The 14,922-nt window shown below is 74.1% G+C and carries 9 protein-coding genes; 6 read left to right on the top strand and 3 right to left on the bottom strand.

Features of this window, described 5'->3' with window-relative positions:
- Nucleotides 1-567: 567 nt before the first annotated feature.
- Nucleotides 568-2,142 (bottom strand): LCP family protein, encoded by a 1,575-nt coding sequence (locus ACI8AD_RS18525; protein ID WP_456871993.1) that lies wholly within the window; start codon nt 2,140-2,142, stop codon nt 568-570.
- Nucleotides 2,143-2,401: 259 nt separating this feature from the next.
- Here ACI8AD_RS18525 and ACI8AD_RS18520 point away from each other — a divergent pair, with 259 nt between their 5' ends.
- From ACI8AD_RS18520 to glfT1, 6 genes are all read left to right on the top strand, one after another.
- Nucleotides 2,402-5,527, top strand: a complete 3,126-nt coding sequence (locus tag ACI8AD_RS18520) for an N-acetylmuramoyl-L-alanine amidase (RefSeq protein WP_456871992.1) — start codon at nt 2,402-2,404, stop codon at nt 5,525-5,527.
- A 142-nt stretch (nt 5,528-5,669) separates the two neighbouring features.
- Nucleotides 5,670-6,263, top strand: a complete 594-nt coding sequence (locus ACI8AD_RS18515; protein ID WP_456871991.1) for a hypothetical protein — start codon at nt 5,670-5,672, stop codon at nt 6,261-6,263.
- Nucleotides 6,260-8,989 carry an LGFP repeat-containing protein gene (locus ACI8AD_RS18510; protein WP_456871990.1) on the top strand — a complete coding sequence of 910 codons (2,730 nt, stop codon included), beginning with the start codon at nt 6,260-6,262 and terminating at the stop codon, nt 8,987-8,989. Before ACI8AD_RS18515 ends, ACI8AD_RS18510 begins: the two co-directional genes overlap by 4 nt.
- A gap of 97 nt (nt 8,990-9,086) precedes the next feature.
- Nucleotides 9,087-9,920, top strand: coding sequence for a galactan export ABC transporter permease subunit Wzm/RfbD (gene wzm, locus ACI8AD_RS18505; protein WP_456871989.1), 834 nt, complete (start codon nt 9,087-9,089; stop codon nt 9,918-9,920).
- Nucleotides 9,921-9,922: 2 nt separating this feature from the next.
- Nucleotides 9,923-10,699, top strand: coding sequence for a galactan export ABC transporter ATP-binding subunit Wzt/RfbE (gene wzt, locus ACI8AD_RS18500; RefSeq protein WP_456871988.1), 777 nt, complete (start codon nt 9,923-9,925; stop codon nt 10,697-10,699).
- A 56-nt stretch (nt 10,700-10,755) separates the two neighbouring features.
- A complete protein-coding gene (glfT1, locus tag ACI8AD_RS18495; RefSeq protein WP_456871987.1) occupies nt 10,756-11,628 on the top strand; it encodes a galactofuranosyltransferase GlfT1 in 873 nt (290 codons plus the stop codon).
- Nucleotides 11,629-11,694: 66 nt separating this feature from the next.
- On the opposite strand, the gene ACI8AD_RS18490 is transcribed toward glfT1, so the two are convergent.
- Complete coding sequence (locus tag ACI8AD_RS18490) at nt 11,695-13,662, bottom strand: glycosyltransferase (protein ID WP_456871986.1); 1,968 nt, start codon at nt 13,660-13,662, stop codon at nt 11,695-11,697.
- 19 nt (nt 13,663-13,681) lie between these two features.
- Nucleotides 13,682-14,869 carry a UDP-galactopyranose mutase gene (gene glf / locus ACI8AD_RS18485; protein ID WP_456871985.1) on the bottom strand — a complete coding sequence of 396 codons (1,188 nt, stop codon included), beginning with the start codon at nt 14,867-14,869 and terminating at the stop codon, nt 13,682-13,684.
- Nucleotides 14,870-14,922 lie beyond the last annotated feature (53 nt).

Raw genomic sequence — 14,922 nt, 5'->3', positions numbered from 1 at the left:
GGGGGGCAGGCGTCCCGGCGCGAACCCGTGGCCGTGCCCTCGACGGCGTTCCCGCGGGAACGCGAGGCCCACTGAGGGGCCGGGCGCACGGTCGGCTGCCCGGGGCGGCGTCCCGCTAGGGCAGGCGGCGCGGCCCAGGAGGCCGCTCCTCCGTCCTCGGCTCCCGCCACGGACGGCCCGTCTCGGGCCGGACAGGACCGGCCCCACCGCTCAGCAGACGGCCCACGGGTCCACCGGGCCGAAGGTCACGAGCCGCGTGCTCCGCGAGGAAGACCCGGCGCGCCTCCTCGACGGCGTCCTCGTCGGACATCGGCCCCCTCCACCGGCTTCGCCAGGTAGCCGCAGCTGCAGGCTCCCCGCAGCCGACGCAGGCCGACGGGCTGACGTCCCCCGAAGACGTGCCCACGTGGTCGACGGTGTGCGCTGAGGCGCAGTTACGGGGCCGGGACGTGCACGTCTCCGCACGCCGTCCGTCCCCGGCGCCGCAGCCGGCCGCGCGTGCGCCCCGGAACGGCGACGGGCCCCTCCCCGCAGCAGCGGAGAGGGGCCCGTCGGTGCACCGGGGGATCAGTTGATGCAGCTGGTGTCCGCCGCCGTCCGGGGCGCCTCGGCGGTGGTCTGGCCGGCCGGCGCCGGGGGAGTGGTGGGCTGCCCGACGCCGTTGAAGTCGCTGCCGAGGACCAGCTGCACGGTGCCGCTGTCGGCGTCGTCGCTGACCTCGACGTCGGCCCCGGGGACCTGCGCGGCGAGGGCCGCGGCCAGCGCCTCGTCCCCGGCGGCGTGCCGGATGACGGTCTGCTCGTAGTCGCTGCTGTCGGCGTTGCCGGTGCTGGTGACGACGAAGCCGGCGGCCTCGAGCTCGGTGCTGGCGTCGGCGGCCAGGCCGGGGGTGCCCGAGCCGTTGTAGACCTCCACCGAGACCTCCGACGGCGCCGCGGTCGCGGGCGTCTGGGGAGCGGGGGCCGCGGCGGCGTCCGGCTCGGCCGAGAGCTCGGCGAAGAACTCGTGCAGGGTGTCCTCGTCGGCCAGCCGCAGGATCGCGCGGTCCTGCTCGTCGCGGTCGTCGCCGACGATCGGCACGGTCTGGAAGTCGATGTCGCCCGGGGTCACCGACTGCATCTGCTGGGCCAGGTCGAGCAGCACCAGGTCGCGGTCGATGGTGAGCGACTCCGACGCCGCCTGCACCAGCTCCCGCTGCTTGCCGAGGTCGAGCAGCACGTCCTCCGACAGCATCTTGCGCAGCACGCCGCCGATGAAGACCTGCTGGCGCACGATGCGGTCGAGGTCGCCGCGGGGCAGACCGTGCCGCTGCCGGACGAAGGCCAGCGCCTCGGCGCCGGAGATCGTCTGCTCCCCGGCGGGGAACACCGCGCCGGAGAAGTCGGAGTCGTCGACGGCCTCGCACAGGTTCACCGTGACGCCGCCGACGACGCTGGTCAGGTCGAAGAAGCCGAGCAGGTCGACCTCGGCGTAGTGGTCGATCTGCAGCCCGGTGAGCTGGCTGATCGTCTGCACGAGCAGCTGCGCGCCGGCGGCCTGCTTGTCGGCCTCGGCGGCGGAGTCGTCGGCGTCGGAGTAGCCGTAGGCGTAGGCGGCGTTGAGCTTGTCCATCCCGTAGCCCGGGATCTCCACGTAGGAGTCGCGCGGGAACGACACGAACGACGCGCGCGACCCGTCGGCCGGCACGTGCACCAGGATCATCGTGTCGGTGTTGATCCCGGAGTCCGCGCCGGCGGTCAGCTCCGCCAGCTGCTCGGGGGTCAGCGCGGCGCGGCTGTCGTTGCCGACCAGCAGCAGGTTCATCGCCTCGGGGGCGTCCCCGGCGTCGGAGTTGCCGGCACTGGGGATCGCGTTGGTCCGGTTGACGGTGGCCTCGGCGACCCGGCCGAGGTACCAGCCCCAGCCGCTGCCGGCCAGCAGCAGCACCGACAGCACGGCGACCACCGCACGGCCGACGACGGCGGCGCGACCCCCGCGCCGCCCCTCGCCGCGGGCCGGGGCCGGGTCCCGCGGAGCGCGCTGCCCGGCGTCGGCCGGACCCTCGGGGGCCCGGGGGCGCGACGGACGGCCGGCGCGCGGGTCCAGTCGGGCCGGGAGCTGCCGGCCTCCCGGGCCGCCGTGCTCGGTGCGGTCTCGGCTCACGCGACGAGGTTAGGTGCGCCGCGGGCGCCTCCCGGGCCCGCGACACGGCGGAACGCTCCGTCCCACCCCGTCCCGCCCGTCTGGTCCCGGGTGCCCGCCTGGTCCCGCCCGCCCCTCCCCGTCACAGGCGTCACACGGGACGGCGGAGGGGCCGGGACGGGCCGGGCTCAAGCCGGACGCCGGTCGTGACGATGGGGCAGGCGGGGGGACCCGCCGTGGGCAGCCCCGTCGCCGTCCGCCACCCGGAGGTTCCGCACCCGTGCGCCGTCTCGTCGTCGGGCTCCTCGCCTTCCTGGGCCTCACCGCCCTCGTCCTCGTGCTCCCCGTCTCCGCCGCGCCCGGCCCGGAGGCCGAGCCGGTGGCCACGTCCACCGCCGAGGTGCCGATGGGCTCGGTGGCCGAGCCGGCACCCCAGGCCGAGGTGCAGGCCGGCACCAGCGACCCCGTCACGGGCGTGCCGGCGACGGCGCCCGCGCTGACCGTCAGCCGGGTCGGCACCGAGCCGTTCTCGCTGGTGGGCGTCACCTGGCGACTGGACCCCGCGGTCACCGACACCGTCGTGCAGGTCCGCGTCCAGGACGCCGAGGGCGCGTGGGGCGCGTGGACCGAGGTCACGGTGGAGGACGCCGAGCAGAACCGGGGGACGGCCACCGGGGACGAGGTCCGCGGCGGGACCGCGCCGCTGTGGACCGGGCCGAGCGCCGCCGTCGAGGCCGAGCTGGTGACGCGGTCGGGCGCGCAGCCCACCGACGTCCGCCTCGAGCTGGTCGACCCGGGCACGAGCCCGGCCGACGGCGCCCTGCAGGGCGCCGACCTCGGCGACACCGCGCACGCCGCCACCGCGATGCCGCCGGTGTTCTCCCGCGCCCAGTGGGGCGCCGACGAGTCGATCATGGGCTGGACGCCGCAGTACGCCCCCGCCGTCAAGGCCGCGACCCTGCACCACACCGACACCAGCAACGGCTACGCCGCCGACGACGTCCCGGGGATCATCCGGTCGATCTACGCCTACCACGCGCAGAGCCGCGGCTGGGGCGACATCGGCTACAACGTGCTGGTCGACCGGTTCGGGCGGCTCTGGGAGGGCCGCGCCGGCGGCCTGTCCCGGCCGGTGGTCGCGGCGCACGCCGGCGGCTTCAACAGCGGCACCCTCGGCGTCTCGATGATCGGCAACCACGCCACGACGGCGCCGACCCAGGCCGAGCTGGAGTCCCTGGCCGCGATGATCGCCTGGAAGTTCTCGCTGCACGGGGTCGACCCGCGGGGGACGACGGTGCTGACCTCCGGCGGCGGCGGGACCGCGAAGTACGCGGCCGGCGTGAAGGTCACGCTGCCGACGGTCTTCGGGCACCGCGACGTCGGCAACACCACCTGCCCCGGCGACGCCGGCTACGCCCGCCTCGGCACGCTCCGCGACCTCGTCGCGGCCCGGCTCACCACCTCCCTGTCGCCGATCGCCACCCGCTACGCGGCCGACGCCGGACTGCGGGCCTCCCTGGGCGACCCGGTCGGCGCGGAGCAGTCGGCGGGCGGGGTCTCCTGGCAGGTCTACGAGCGCGGCCGGGTCTACGACTCCGCCGCGGGCGGGGTGCGCGTCGTCCGCGGGGCCATCCTCGACACCTACCTGGCCTGGGGCGGCCCGGCGGCACTCGGCGCCCCGCTGACCGACGACACGCCGACCGCCGAGGGCCGCGGCTGGTACGTCGACGTCCAGGGCGGCTCGATCGTCTGGTCCGCCGGGACGGGCGCGCAGGTGGTGCGGGGCGACATCCTCCGCGAGTACCAGCGGGTGGGCGGCAGCGCCGGGCTCCTGGGCTTCCCGACGACCAGCGACGCGCGCACCCCGGACGGGCGCGGCTACGTCGTGCACTTCCAGGGCGGGGACGTCCACTGGTCGCCGGCCACCGGCGCGCGCACCGTGGCCGGGCAGATCCTCGAGACCTGGCTGGCCACCGGGGGCACCTCCGGGCCGCTGGGCTTCCCGACGACCAGCGACGCCCCGACGCCGGACGGGCGCGGGTACGTCGTCCGGTTCCAGGGCGGCGACGTCTGGTGGTCGGGCGCCACGGGGCCGCAGGTCGTGGCCGGCGACATCCTCGCCGAGTACCGCCGCACCGGCGGCAGCGCAGGGCCGCTGGGCTTCCCCACGACCAGCGACGCGCGGACCCCGGACGGCCGCGGTTACGTCGTGCACTTCCAGGGCGGGGACGTGTGGTGGTCCCCGGCCACCGGCGCGCGCACCGTGGCGGGACAGATCCTCGAGACCTGGCTGGCCGCCGGGGGCACCTCCGGGCCGCTCGGCTTCCCGACCAGCAGCGACGCGCGCACGACGGACGGCCGCGGCTTCACGGTGTCCTTCCAGGGCGGGGCGGTGTGGTGGTCGGGTGCGACCGGCGCGCACGTGGTGGCCGGCGACATCCTCGCCGAGTACCGGCGCACCGGCGGCAGCGGCGGACCGCTGGGCTTCCCCACGACCAGCGACGCGCGCACGCCCGACGGGCGCGGCTACGTCGTGCACTTCCAGGGCGGCGACGTCTGGTGGTCCCCGGCCACCGGGGCGCACACGGTGGCCGGCGAGATCCTGACCCGCTGGCTCGGCACCGGCGCCACGTCGGGGCCGCTGGGCTTCCCCACGACCAGCGACGCGCGGACCACCGACGGGCGCGGCTACGTCGTCCTCTTCCAGGGCGGGGGCGTCTGGTGGTCGCCGGCCACGGGTGCGCAGGCGGTCGCCGGGGACATCCTGCGGACCTGGCAGGCGACCGGCGGCACCTCCGGGCCGCTGGGCTTCCCGACCACCGGTGACGCGCGCACGCCCGACGGGCGCGGCTACGTCGTCCGGTTCCAGGGCGGGGACGTGTGGTGGTCGCCGGCCACGGGCGCGCAGGTCGTGCGCGGCGCCATCCTCGCCACCTACCGGGCCGCCGGGGGGTCCTCGGGCCCGCTCGGCTTCCCGACCACCAGCGACGCCCGCTCCCCCGAGGGCCGCGGCTACGTCGTGCACTTCCAGGGCGGGGACGTGTGGTGGTCGCCCACGACCGGCGCACAGGTCGTCGCCGGCCGCATCCTGACGACCTGGCTGGCGACCGGCGGCCCGTCGGGGACGCTCGGCTTCCCGACCACCAGCGACGCGCGCACCCCGGACGGCCGCGGCTACGTCGTGCGCTTCCAGGGCGGGGACGTCTACTGGTCGCCGGCCACCGACGCCCGCGCGGTCACCGGGGCGCTCGCCACCGAGTACGCCGCCCGCGGTGGTAGCACGAGCGGCCTCGGCTTCCCGACCAGCTCCACCTACGCGGTCGCCGGCGGTCTGCGCAACGACTTCCAGGGCGGCGTGCTGACGCTGACCTCCGCCACGGGGGCGGTGACCGTCGGCCCGCGGTGACCCGCGTCGTTCCCACGATCGGACCGTGACAGGCCGTAGCCTCCCGATCACGAAGGCCGTGGACGCGCCGCCCGATGGGCGCCGGGCGGCCGTCCTGACGCCGACGACCGGCTCTCCGCTCGGTCCAGCAGGGAGACCCACCGTGTCCCGTACCCGATCCCGCCGACCGCTCCGGGTCGCCCTCGCACTGCTGGTGGTCGCCGCCGCCGCGCTCGCCGTGCTGTGGTGGCGGGCCGGAGGCGGCGCGGTCGCCGCGGACGACACCCCGGCCCCGTCGTCGACCGCGTCCACCGCCCCGTCGTCGACGCCGCCGTCCCCCTCGTCCCCGGCCCCGCCGTCGGCCCCGTCGTCGGCCGGCGGGTCCGGCACCCCCGCGGACGGCACGGCGCCCGCGACCGGGACCACGACCGCGCCCACGCCCGGCCAGGGCGGACCGGCCGCCGTCGCCGTCGCCGTCACCTGGTCCCAGTGGGACGACGCGAGCGGGTCGGTGCTCGCCGGCGGCATCGTCGGTGACGTCGTCGAGGCCGGTGGGCGCTGCACGCTCACTCTGAGCCGCGGCGGCGTCGTCCTGACCGGTGAGTCGGAGGCCGAGCCCGACGCCGCCACGACCAGCTGCGGCCAGGTGGCGGTGTCCGGCGCGGGGCTGACCGCGGGCGCCTGGGACGCCGTGCTGAGCTACGCCTCCGACCGCTCGGCCGGGGAGTCGGCGCCGTTCACGGTGGTGGTCCCGTGACCCGGCTGCTGCGCCCCCGGCTGACCGTCGTCGCGCTGCTCGTCCTCGGGCTGGCCGCCGCCCTGTCGCTCGTGGGCTCCTCCGCCCCGCCGCAGCTGCGGCCGTCGGCCGACCTCGGGCGGTTCGACCCGGGCAACATCATCGACGACAGCATCTTCTACAACGCGTCGACGATGAACGCCGACCAGGTGCAGGCGTTCCTGGCCGCGAACGGCTCCGGGCTGGCCGGCCTGCGGTTCGACACGTGGACCCGCACCGGCGACGACTACTGCGGTGCCTACGCCGGTGCGGCCCAGGAGACCGCGGCGGCGGTCATCGCGAAGGTCGCCCGCGCCTGCGGCATCAACCCGCAGGTCCTCCTGGTCACGCTGCAGAAGGAGCAGGGGCTGGTCAAGGACGCCAGCATCTCCGCCGACCAGCTGCGCAAGGCCATGGGCTACGCCTGCCCGGACACCCCGGCCGGCTGCGACGCCACCTACAACGGCTTCTACAACCAGGTCTACATGGCCTCGCGGCAGTTCAAGCGCTACCAGGCGCTCCCCAACCGGTACGGGTACGTGGCCGGCCGGGTCAACACCATCCCGTACTACCCGAACGACCCGACCTGCGGCTCCGCGCAGGTCTACATCGAGAACCAGGCGACCGCGGGCCTGTACAACTACACGCCCTACGTCCCGAACGCGGCCTCGCTGGCCGCGGGGTACAAGGCCTCGCCCGACCGCTGCGCCTCCTACGGCAACCGGAACTTCTACAACTACTTCACCGACTGGTTCGGGTCGACGCAGACCTCCGGCGCGGCGGCGGTCACCGACAAGGCCCGCGCGCTGACGGCGACCGGGCGCGGCCTCGGCGACGCCCTCGGCGACGTGACCTGCGACCAGCCCGGCGGCGGCTGCCGGCAGCGCTACACGTACGGGGACATCTTCTGGTCGGCGATGACCGGCGCCCACGACGTCCGCGGCGAGATCCTGGCGAAGTACCTCGCCACCGGCGGCCCCTCCTACATGGGCTACCCCGTCGGCGACGACCAGCGCGACACCAGGGTCGTGTCGACCCCGGTCTGGTACTCCAACTTCCAGTACGGCGACATCGTGTGGTCGCAGGCGACGAAGGCCCAGGTGGTCCGCGGGCCGATCCGCGACCACTGGCTCGCGCTCGGCGCGTCCGCCGGCGTCCTGGGCCTGCCCACCAGCAGCGACGCACCCGCCGGCGGCGGCGGCTTCGTCGTCGACTTCCAGGGCGGCTCGGTCTACTGGTCGCAGGCCACCGGGGCGCACGACGTGCGCGGCGCGATCCTGGCGAGGTACCGGTCCTCCGGCGGCCCGGCCGCCCTGGGCTACCCCACGAGCAACGACAGCCGGGACCGGGCCGTCACGTCCACGCCGGTCTACTACGTCAACTTCCAGGGCGGCGACGTCGTCTGGTCGGCCGCCACCGGGGCCCAGGTGGTGCGCGGGCCGATCCTGCAGCGCTGGATCGCCCTCGGCGCCTCCGCCGGACCGCTCGGCCTGCCCGTCACCAGCGACGCCGTCGCACCCGGCGGCAAGGGCTACGTGGTCGACTTCCAGGGCGGCTCGGTCTACTGGTCGCCGGCCACCGGGGCGCACGACGTGCGCGGCGCGATCCTGGCGAGGTACCGCTCCTCCGGCGGGCCGCCCGTCCTGGGCTACCCGACCGGGGACGACAGCCCCGACCGCAACGCCCCCGGCGTCTGGTTCACGAACTTCCAGGGCGGCGACGTCGTGTGGTCGCAGGCCACCGGCGCGCAGGTCGTGCGCGGGGCGATCCGCGAGCACTGGCTCCGGCTCGGGGCCTCCGCCGGCACGCTCGGCCTGCCCGTCACCAGCGACGCGGTCGCCCCCGGCAACGGCGGGTACGTCGTGCACTTCCAGCGCGGGGCGGTCTACTGGTCGCCGGCGACGGGGGCGCACGCCGTCCAGGGGCCGATCGCGGTGAAGTACGCGGAGGTGGGCGGCCCCCTCTTCGTCGGCTACCCGGTCGGCGAGCAGGGCACCGACCGCGCCGCGCCCGGGGTGACCTACTCCAACTTCCAGGGCGGCGACATCGTCCACTCCCAGGCCACCGGCGCCCAGGTCGTGCGCGGCGCGATCCTCGCGCACTGGCTGTCGCTGGGGGCGTCGGCCGGGCCCCTCGGCCTGCCGGTCACCACCGACGCGCTGGCCCCCGGCAACGGCGGCTACCTCGTCGACTTCCAGCGGGGCTCGATCTACTGGTCGCCCGCGACCGGCGCCCACGACGTCCGGGGCGCCATCCTCGCGGCCTACCGCACGGCCGGCGGCCCGCCCTACCTGGGCTACCCGACGGGCGACGACAGCCGGGACCCCCGGGTGACCACCACGCCGGTCTACTACGGCAACTTCCAGGGCGGCGACATCGTGTGGTCGCAGGCCACCGGGGCGCAGGTCGTGCGCGGGGACATCCTGCGGAAGTGGCTGGAGCTCGGCGCCTCCTCGGGGCGGCTCGGGCTGCCGGTCACCAGCGAGGCCCTCGCGCCCGGGGGGCAGGGGTTCGTGGTCGACTTTCAGCGCGGCTCGGTCTACTGGTCGGCGTCGACCGGTGCGCGGTGGGTCGTCTCGGCGATCAACGAGGACTACGCGGCCCGCGGCGGCCCGGCCGGCGAGCTGGGCTACCCGAAGACCGACACCACGACGCTGGCCACCGGGCAGCAGCAGGTCGTCTTCCAGTACGGGACGCTGACGAGGTGAGGGCCGCGGGGCGGGCGGGAGCCGTGTGACGAACGGGTCCCGGCCGCCTCGCGCGCCCGCCGGTGGCCCCGCTGCGGCGCAGGTAGCGTGGATCCTCGTGGCACTCGCACAACCGGCCGGACGCACGCTCGCCGCCGCCGTCGCCGACCTGCGGCGCGGCTGGGAGCAGCGGTCCCTGTGGGGACACCTGGGCTGGCAGGACATCCGGCAGCGCTACCGGCGCTCGGTCCTCGGGCCGGTCTGGATCACCATCAGCATGGCGGTCACCGCCGTCGCCCTGGGTGTCCTCTACTCGGGCCTGTTCGACATCGACCTGGCGCTGTTCCTGCCGCACGTGCTCGTCGGCTTCATCGTCTGGGCCTTCATCAGCGGCTGCATCGCCGAGGGCTCGGAGGTGTTCATCGCCAACGAGGGCCTGATCAAGCACCTGCCCTCACCGCTGTCGGTGCACGTGTACCGGCTGGTGTGGCGGCAGACGCTGTTCTTCGTGCACAACATGATCGTCTACGTGGTCATGCTGTTCGTGTACCCGCAGGACCTGAAGTGGACGGCCATCGCGGTGGTCCCGGCCTTCGCCCTGCTGGCGCTCAACGGCGCCTGGGTGGCGCTGACCGTCGGCGTCGTCACCACGCGGTTCCGCGACCTCCTGCCGATCACCCAGAGCGTCGTGCAGCTGATGTTCTTCCTGACGCCGATCGTGTGGGTCTACGACGAGCTGGTGAACAGCCCGAACCCCGACGTCGCCGCGCGGGCCCGGCTGGCGGAGTTCAACCCCTTCCTGCACTTCGTCGAGATCGTCCGCCGTCCGCTGCTGGGCCAGGACCAGCTGTGGCGGCACTGGGCGGTCGTCCTCGTCATCACGGTGGTCGGCTGGGCGCTGACGATGGTCGTCCTGCGCCGCTACCGGTCCCGCGTCTCCTACTGGGTGTGAACGTGAGCAACGACAACCCGGCGAGCACCAGCGGTCCGGTCAGCATCGCGACCAAGGACGCCTGCGTCGACTTCCCCATCTTCGACGCCAAGAGCCGCTCGCTGAAGAAGACCGTCATGGGGCTGGTCGGCGGCAACATCGACAGCGGCAGCAAGGTGCCGGTGATCGAGGCGCTGCGCGACGTCACCGTCAACCTCGAGCACGGTGCGCGGGTGGGCCTGGTCGGCCACAACGGCGCCGGCAAGTCCACGCTGCTGCGGCTGCTGTCGGGCATCTACGAGCCCACCCGAGGCATCGCGGAGATCCGCGGCCGGGTGGCGCCGGTGTTCGACCTCGGCGTCGGCATGGACCCGGAGATCTCCGGCCTCGAGAACATCATGATCCGGGGCCTGTTCCTCGGCATGACCCGCAAGCAGATGCAGGAGCGGGTCGAGGACATCGCCGACTTCACCGAGCTCGGCGACTTCCTCCACATGCCGCTGCGCACCTACTCCACGGGCATGCGGGTGCGGCTGGCCCTCGGCGTGGTCACCAGCATCGACCCGGAGATCCTGCTGCTCGACGAGGGGATCGGCGCGGTCGACGCCGCCTTCCTCGAGAAGTCCAAGCAGCGGCTGGTGCAGCTCGTGGAGCGCTCGGGGCTGCTCGTGTTCGCCTCGCACTCCGACGAGTTCCTCCGCGAGCTGTGCGACACGGCGATCTGGATGGAGCACGGCCAGATCCGGCAGCAGGGCGAGCTCGACGAGGTGCTGCGGGCCTACAAGGGCCTGGCGGCGTGACGGCGGCGGCTCCGGCGCCCGTCGGGACGGCCGTGCCCGCGGCGGGGGAGCGGGTCGTGGCCGTCGTGGTCACCCGGCACCGGCGCGAGCTGCTGGCGCAGAGCCTGGCCGCGCTCGCGGCACAGACGCGGCCGCTCGACCACGTCGTCGTCGTCGACAACGGCCCCGACCAGTCCGCCGCCGACGTCGTCGCGGCCAGCGGGCTGCCGGCCACCCACCTGCCCAGCGCGCGCAACCTCGGCGGCGCCGGCGGCTTCGCCTACGGCATGCTGCACGCCCTCGCCCTCGGCGCGGACTGGGTGTGGTGCGCCGACGACGACGGCCGCCCGGCCGACGCCGGCGTGCTGGCCACCCTCCTCGACGCCGCCCGGCGGCACGGGCTGGCCGAGGTCAGCCCGCTGGTCACCGACATGGCCGACCCCGACCGGCTGGCGTTCCCCCTGCGCCGCGGGCTGCGCTGGCGGCGCCGCCGCAGCGACTTCGCCGGCGTGGACCTGCTGCCGCGGTACGCGTCGCTGTTCAACGGCGCGCTGTTCCGCGCCGACACCCTCGACGTCGTCGGCGTCCCGGACTACCGGCTGTTCTTCCGTGGCGACGAGACCGAGATCCACCGGCGGATGCTGCGCGCCGGGCTCGCCTTCGGCACCTGCACCGGGGCGGCCTACCTGCACCCGGAGGGGACGACGGAGTTCGCGCCGATCCTCGGCGGGCGGCTGTCGGCCCAGTACCCGGCCGACGAGGCCAAGCGCTACTACACCTACCGCAACCGCGGCTACCTGATGTCCCAGCCCGGCATGCGCTGGCTGCGCCCGCTGGAGACGGTCCGCTTCGGCTGGTTCTTCCTCGTGTCCCGCCGCGACCCCGTCGGCTGGCGGGAGTGGCGGCGGCTGACCCGCGCCGGGCGGCAGGAGCGGCTCACCCGCCGCTGAGGCCGCCGGCCCCCGACGACAGAGGGCCCCGACCGGATCTCCGGTCGGGGCCCTCTCGTCGTGCGCTCAGACGCGCTGGTAGCCCCACTCCTCGAAGGCCTGCGACCAGCTCTCCATCGACGTCAGCTCACCGGCCGCGGCCTGGTAGCGGCGCTGCAGGTCGGGGAACTCCGCCGCCATCCGGCGCAGCAGCTGCGCCGACGTCGCCGCCAGCCGGCGGAAGGTCGCCGGGTCGCGGCGCCGGAAGGTGACCCCGCGCCCGTCGGCGGTCCCGACGGTGGCGCTGTCGAGCCGGGACAGCAGGAACCACCGCGCGTCCTGGAAGGCCAGGTTCAGCTGGGGCGTCTGCAGGTTCTCCGGGTCGACCGGGCGGGCGTTGTGCACCAGCGCGCTGACCAGCGTCCTGCCGATCTGCAGCGGCTTGACCGGGATGCGGCGGAAGCGCATGGCCTTGGCCGTGGGCATCGAGGGCAGCGGCAGGTCGGCCGAGGAGGTCAGCACCTGGCCGTCGGCGTGCGTGGCGCGCACCCGGCGGGCCTGCACCACCGACTCCGGCATGCCGCGGAAGAGCGCCTCCGGGCCGGCCAGGAAGTCGCGGTAGGCGAGGTGGTGCAGCTCGACGGTCGAGTACTGCAGGTTGATGAGGAACCGCAGGTCGGCCTTGAGCATCTCGCGGAACAGCTTGCCGCCGTGGCGGTGCGGCGAGTGCAGCGCCGCGGCGATCAGCCGGTTGCGGATGTGGAAGTAGGCCTGCCAGTCGCTGGCGTCGTCCTTGTCGCCCCAGGACAGGTGCCAGATGGCGGTGCCCGGCAGCGACGCGGTCGGGAAGCCGGCGGCGAAGGCGCGCAGGCCGTACTCGGCGTCGTCCCACTTGATGAACACCGGCAGCGGCATGCCGATCTCGTCGACGACGGTGCGGGGGATCAGGCACATCCACCAGCCGTTGTAGTCGACGTCGATGCGGCGGTGCAGGTCCGCCGACTCGCGCAGCGTCCGCTTGCCGAAGTCGTGGTGGTAGTAGGTGTGCGGGGCGTTGGTCCAGAAGAACGTCTCGCGGTCGACGATCTCGCCCATGCTGTGCAGCACCGAGCGGTTCTGCAGGGCCAGCATCTGCCCGCCGACGAGCATCGGGCTCTTGGCGTAGGCGGCGAAGGCGCGCGCCCGCAGCAGGCTGTCGGGCTCGATCATGATGTCGTCGTCGAGCAGCACGACGTGCGTGGCGTCGCTGCGGGTGAACGCCTCGTGCATGGTGCGCGCGAAGCCGCCGCTGCCGCCGAGGTTGGGCTGCTCGACCACGTGCAGCCGGTCGCCCAGGGCGGCCTTGACCTCCTCGTAGCCCGCGGCGTCCTTGACGTGGTTGTTGCCCTGGTCGGCGATGGTGACCAGGGACAGCCGCTCGAGCACCGCGGGGTCATCGACCAGCGCCCGGGCGGCGGCCAGCGCGTCGACGGGACGGTTGTAGGTGCAGATGCCGACGGCCAGCCGCGGCTCCTCGGCCGGCGCCTGCGGGGCGTACCAGCCGGCCTCGCGGATCTGGGTCTCGCTCTCGGCGGTGACGTCGAACCAGTACCAGCCGCCGTCGATGAACGGCGCCAGGTCCAGCTCGAACTCGACGGTCCGCTCGTCGTCGCCCACGTGGGAGACGCCGGTGACGTGCATCGACTCGCCGTCGGCCTTGGAGCGGTGGACGTCGATGCGGCAGGTGCCGGACACGGTGACCCGCAGGACCACCGAGCCGAGCACGCTCCACCGGCGCCAGTAGCTGGCCGGGAAGGCGTTGAAGTACGTGGCGAAGGAGACCTCGGAGCCGGCCGCGATCAGGCCGGAGTGCCGGCCCTCCTGGACCACGCGGGTGCCCGCGTTCTCCTCGTCGAGGTAGAGGCTGCGGACCTTGAGCTGGTCGGCCGGCCGCGGCATGAGGACCCGCTGGACGAGGGTGACGGCCTTGTCCGGGGTGAGGTCGCTCTCGGCCGGCTCGCTGACGGCGTCCGGCTTGACCGGTGCGTCGGCGACCTGCGGCGTGGTCGTCGTCATGGGGAGTCAGTCCTCGCTGTCAGTCCTCGAGGCGGCCGTCGAGCGAGCCGCCCTCGTCGAAGAAGGGGCGGATGCGGTTGTCGAACATGCTCAGCGCCGACCCGATCGCCATGTGCATGTCCAGGTACTTGTAGGTGCCCAGCCGGCCGCCGAAGAGCACGCGCTTCTCCGCGGCCTCCTTCTTGGCCAGCTCCCGGTAGCGCTCGAGCTTGGCGCGGTCCTCGGGGGTGTTGATCGGGTAGTACGGCTCGTCGCCGGTCTGGGCGAAGCGCGAGTACTCGCGGACGACGACGGTCTTGTCCGCCGGGTAGTCCCGCTCGGGGTGGAAGTGCCGGAACTCGTGGATCCGGGTGAAGGGCACGTCCTCGTCGGCGTAGTTCATGACCGAGGTGCCCTGGAAGTCACCGATCGGCAGGACCTCGGTCTCGAAGTCCAGCGTGCGCCAGCCGAGCTCGCCGGCCTCGTAGTCGAAGTACTTGTCGATCGGCCCGGTGAACACCGTCGGCACGTCGGCGGGCAGCTCGTCGCGGACGTCGAACCAGTCCGTGGACAGCCGCACCTCGATGTTCGGGTGGTCGGCCATCTTCTCCAGCCACGCGGTGTAGCCACCGACCGGCAGGCCCTCGTAGGTGTCGTTGAAGTACCGGTTGTCGAACGTGTAGCGCACCGGCAGGCGGGCGATGACCGCGGCGGGCAGCTCGGTGGGGTCGGTCTGCCACTGCTTCTTCGTGTAGCCGCGGATGAACGCCTCGTAGAGGGGGCGGCCGATCAGGGAGATCGCCTTCTCCTCGAGGTTCTGCGCCTCGGCGGTGTCGATCTCACCGGCCTGCTCGGCGACGAGCTCCCGGGCCTCGGAGGGGGAGAAGCTGCGCTCGAAGTACTGGCAGATCGTGGCCAGGTTGATCGGCAGCGAGTAGGTCTTGCCCTGGTAGATCGAGTAGACCTTGTGCTGGTACTTCGTGAAGTCGGTGAACTGGTTGACGTACTGCCAGACCCGCTCGTTGGACGTGTGGAACAGGTGGGCGCCGTAGACGTGCACCTCGATGCCCGTCTCGGGCTCGGGTGCGGAGTACGCGTTCCCACCGATGTGGTCGCGTCGGTCGAGGACGAGCACGCGCTTGTCCAGCTGGCTGGCCACCCGTTCCGCGACGGTCAGTCCGAAGAAGCCGGAGCCGACGACGACGAGGTCAGGTCTCGCTGAGGTCACGCCTGGCGACTGTACCGGCGCGACCGGTGCCCCCCGGGCGCTCGCAGGAGTGT

Source organism: Geodermatophilus sp. SYSU D00766 (genome assembly GCF_054049915.1).
Note: the sequence above shows the minus strand (reverse complement) of the source record. Positions and strands in the feature narration are given on the sequence as shown.

What these genes read in the sequence shown, in the direction of transcription:
- ACI8AD_RS18490 (WP_456871986.1), bottom strand. Translation starts at nt 13,662, where the DNA reads ATGACGACGACCACGCCGCAGGTCGCCGACGCACCGGTCAAGCCGGAC.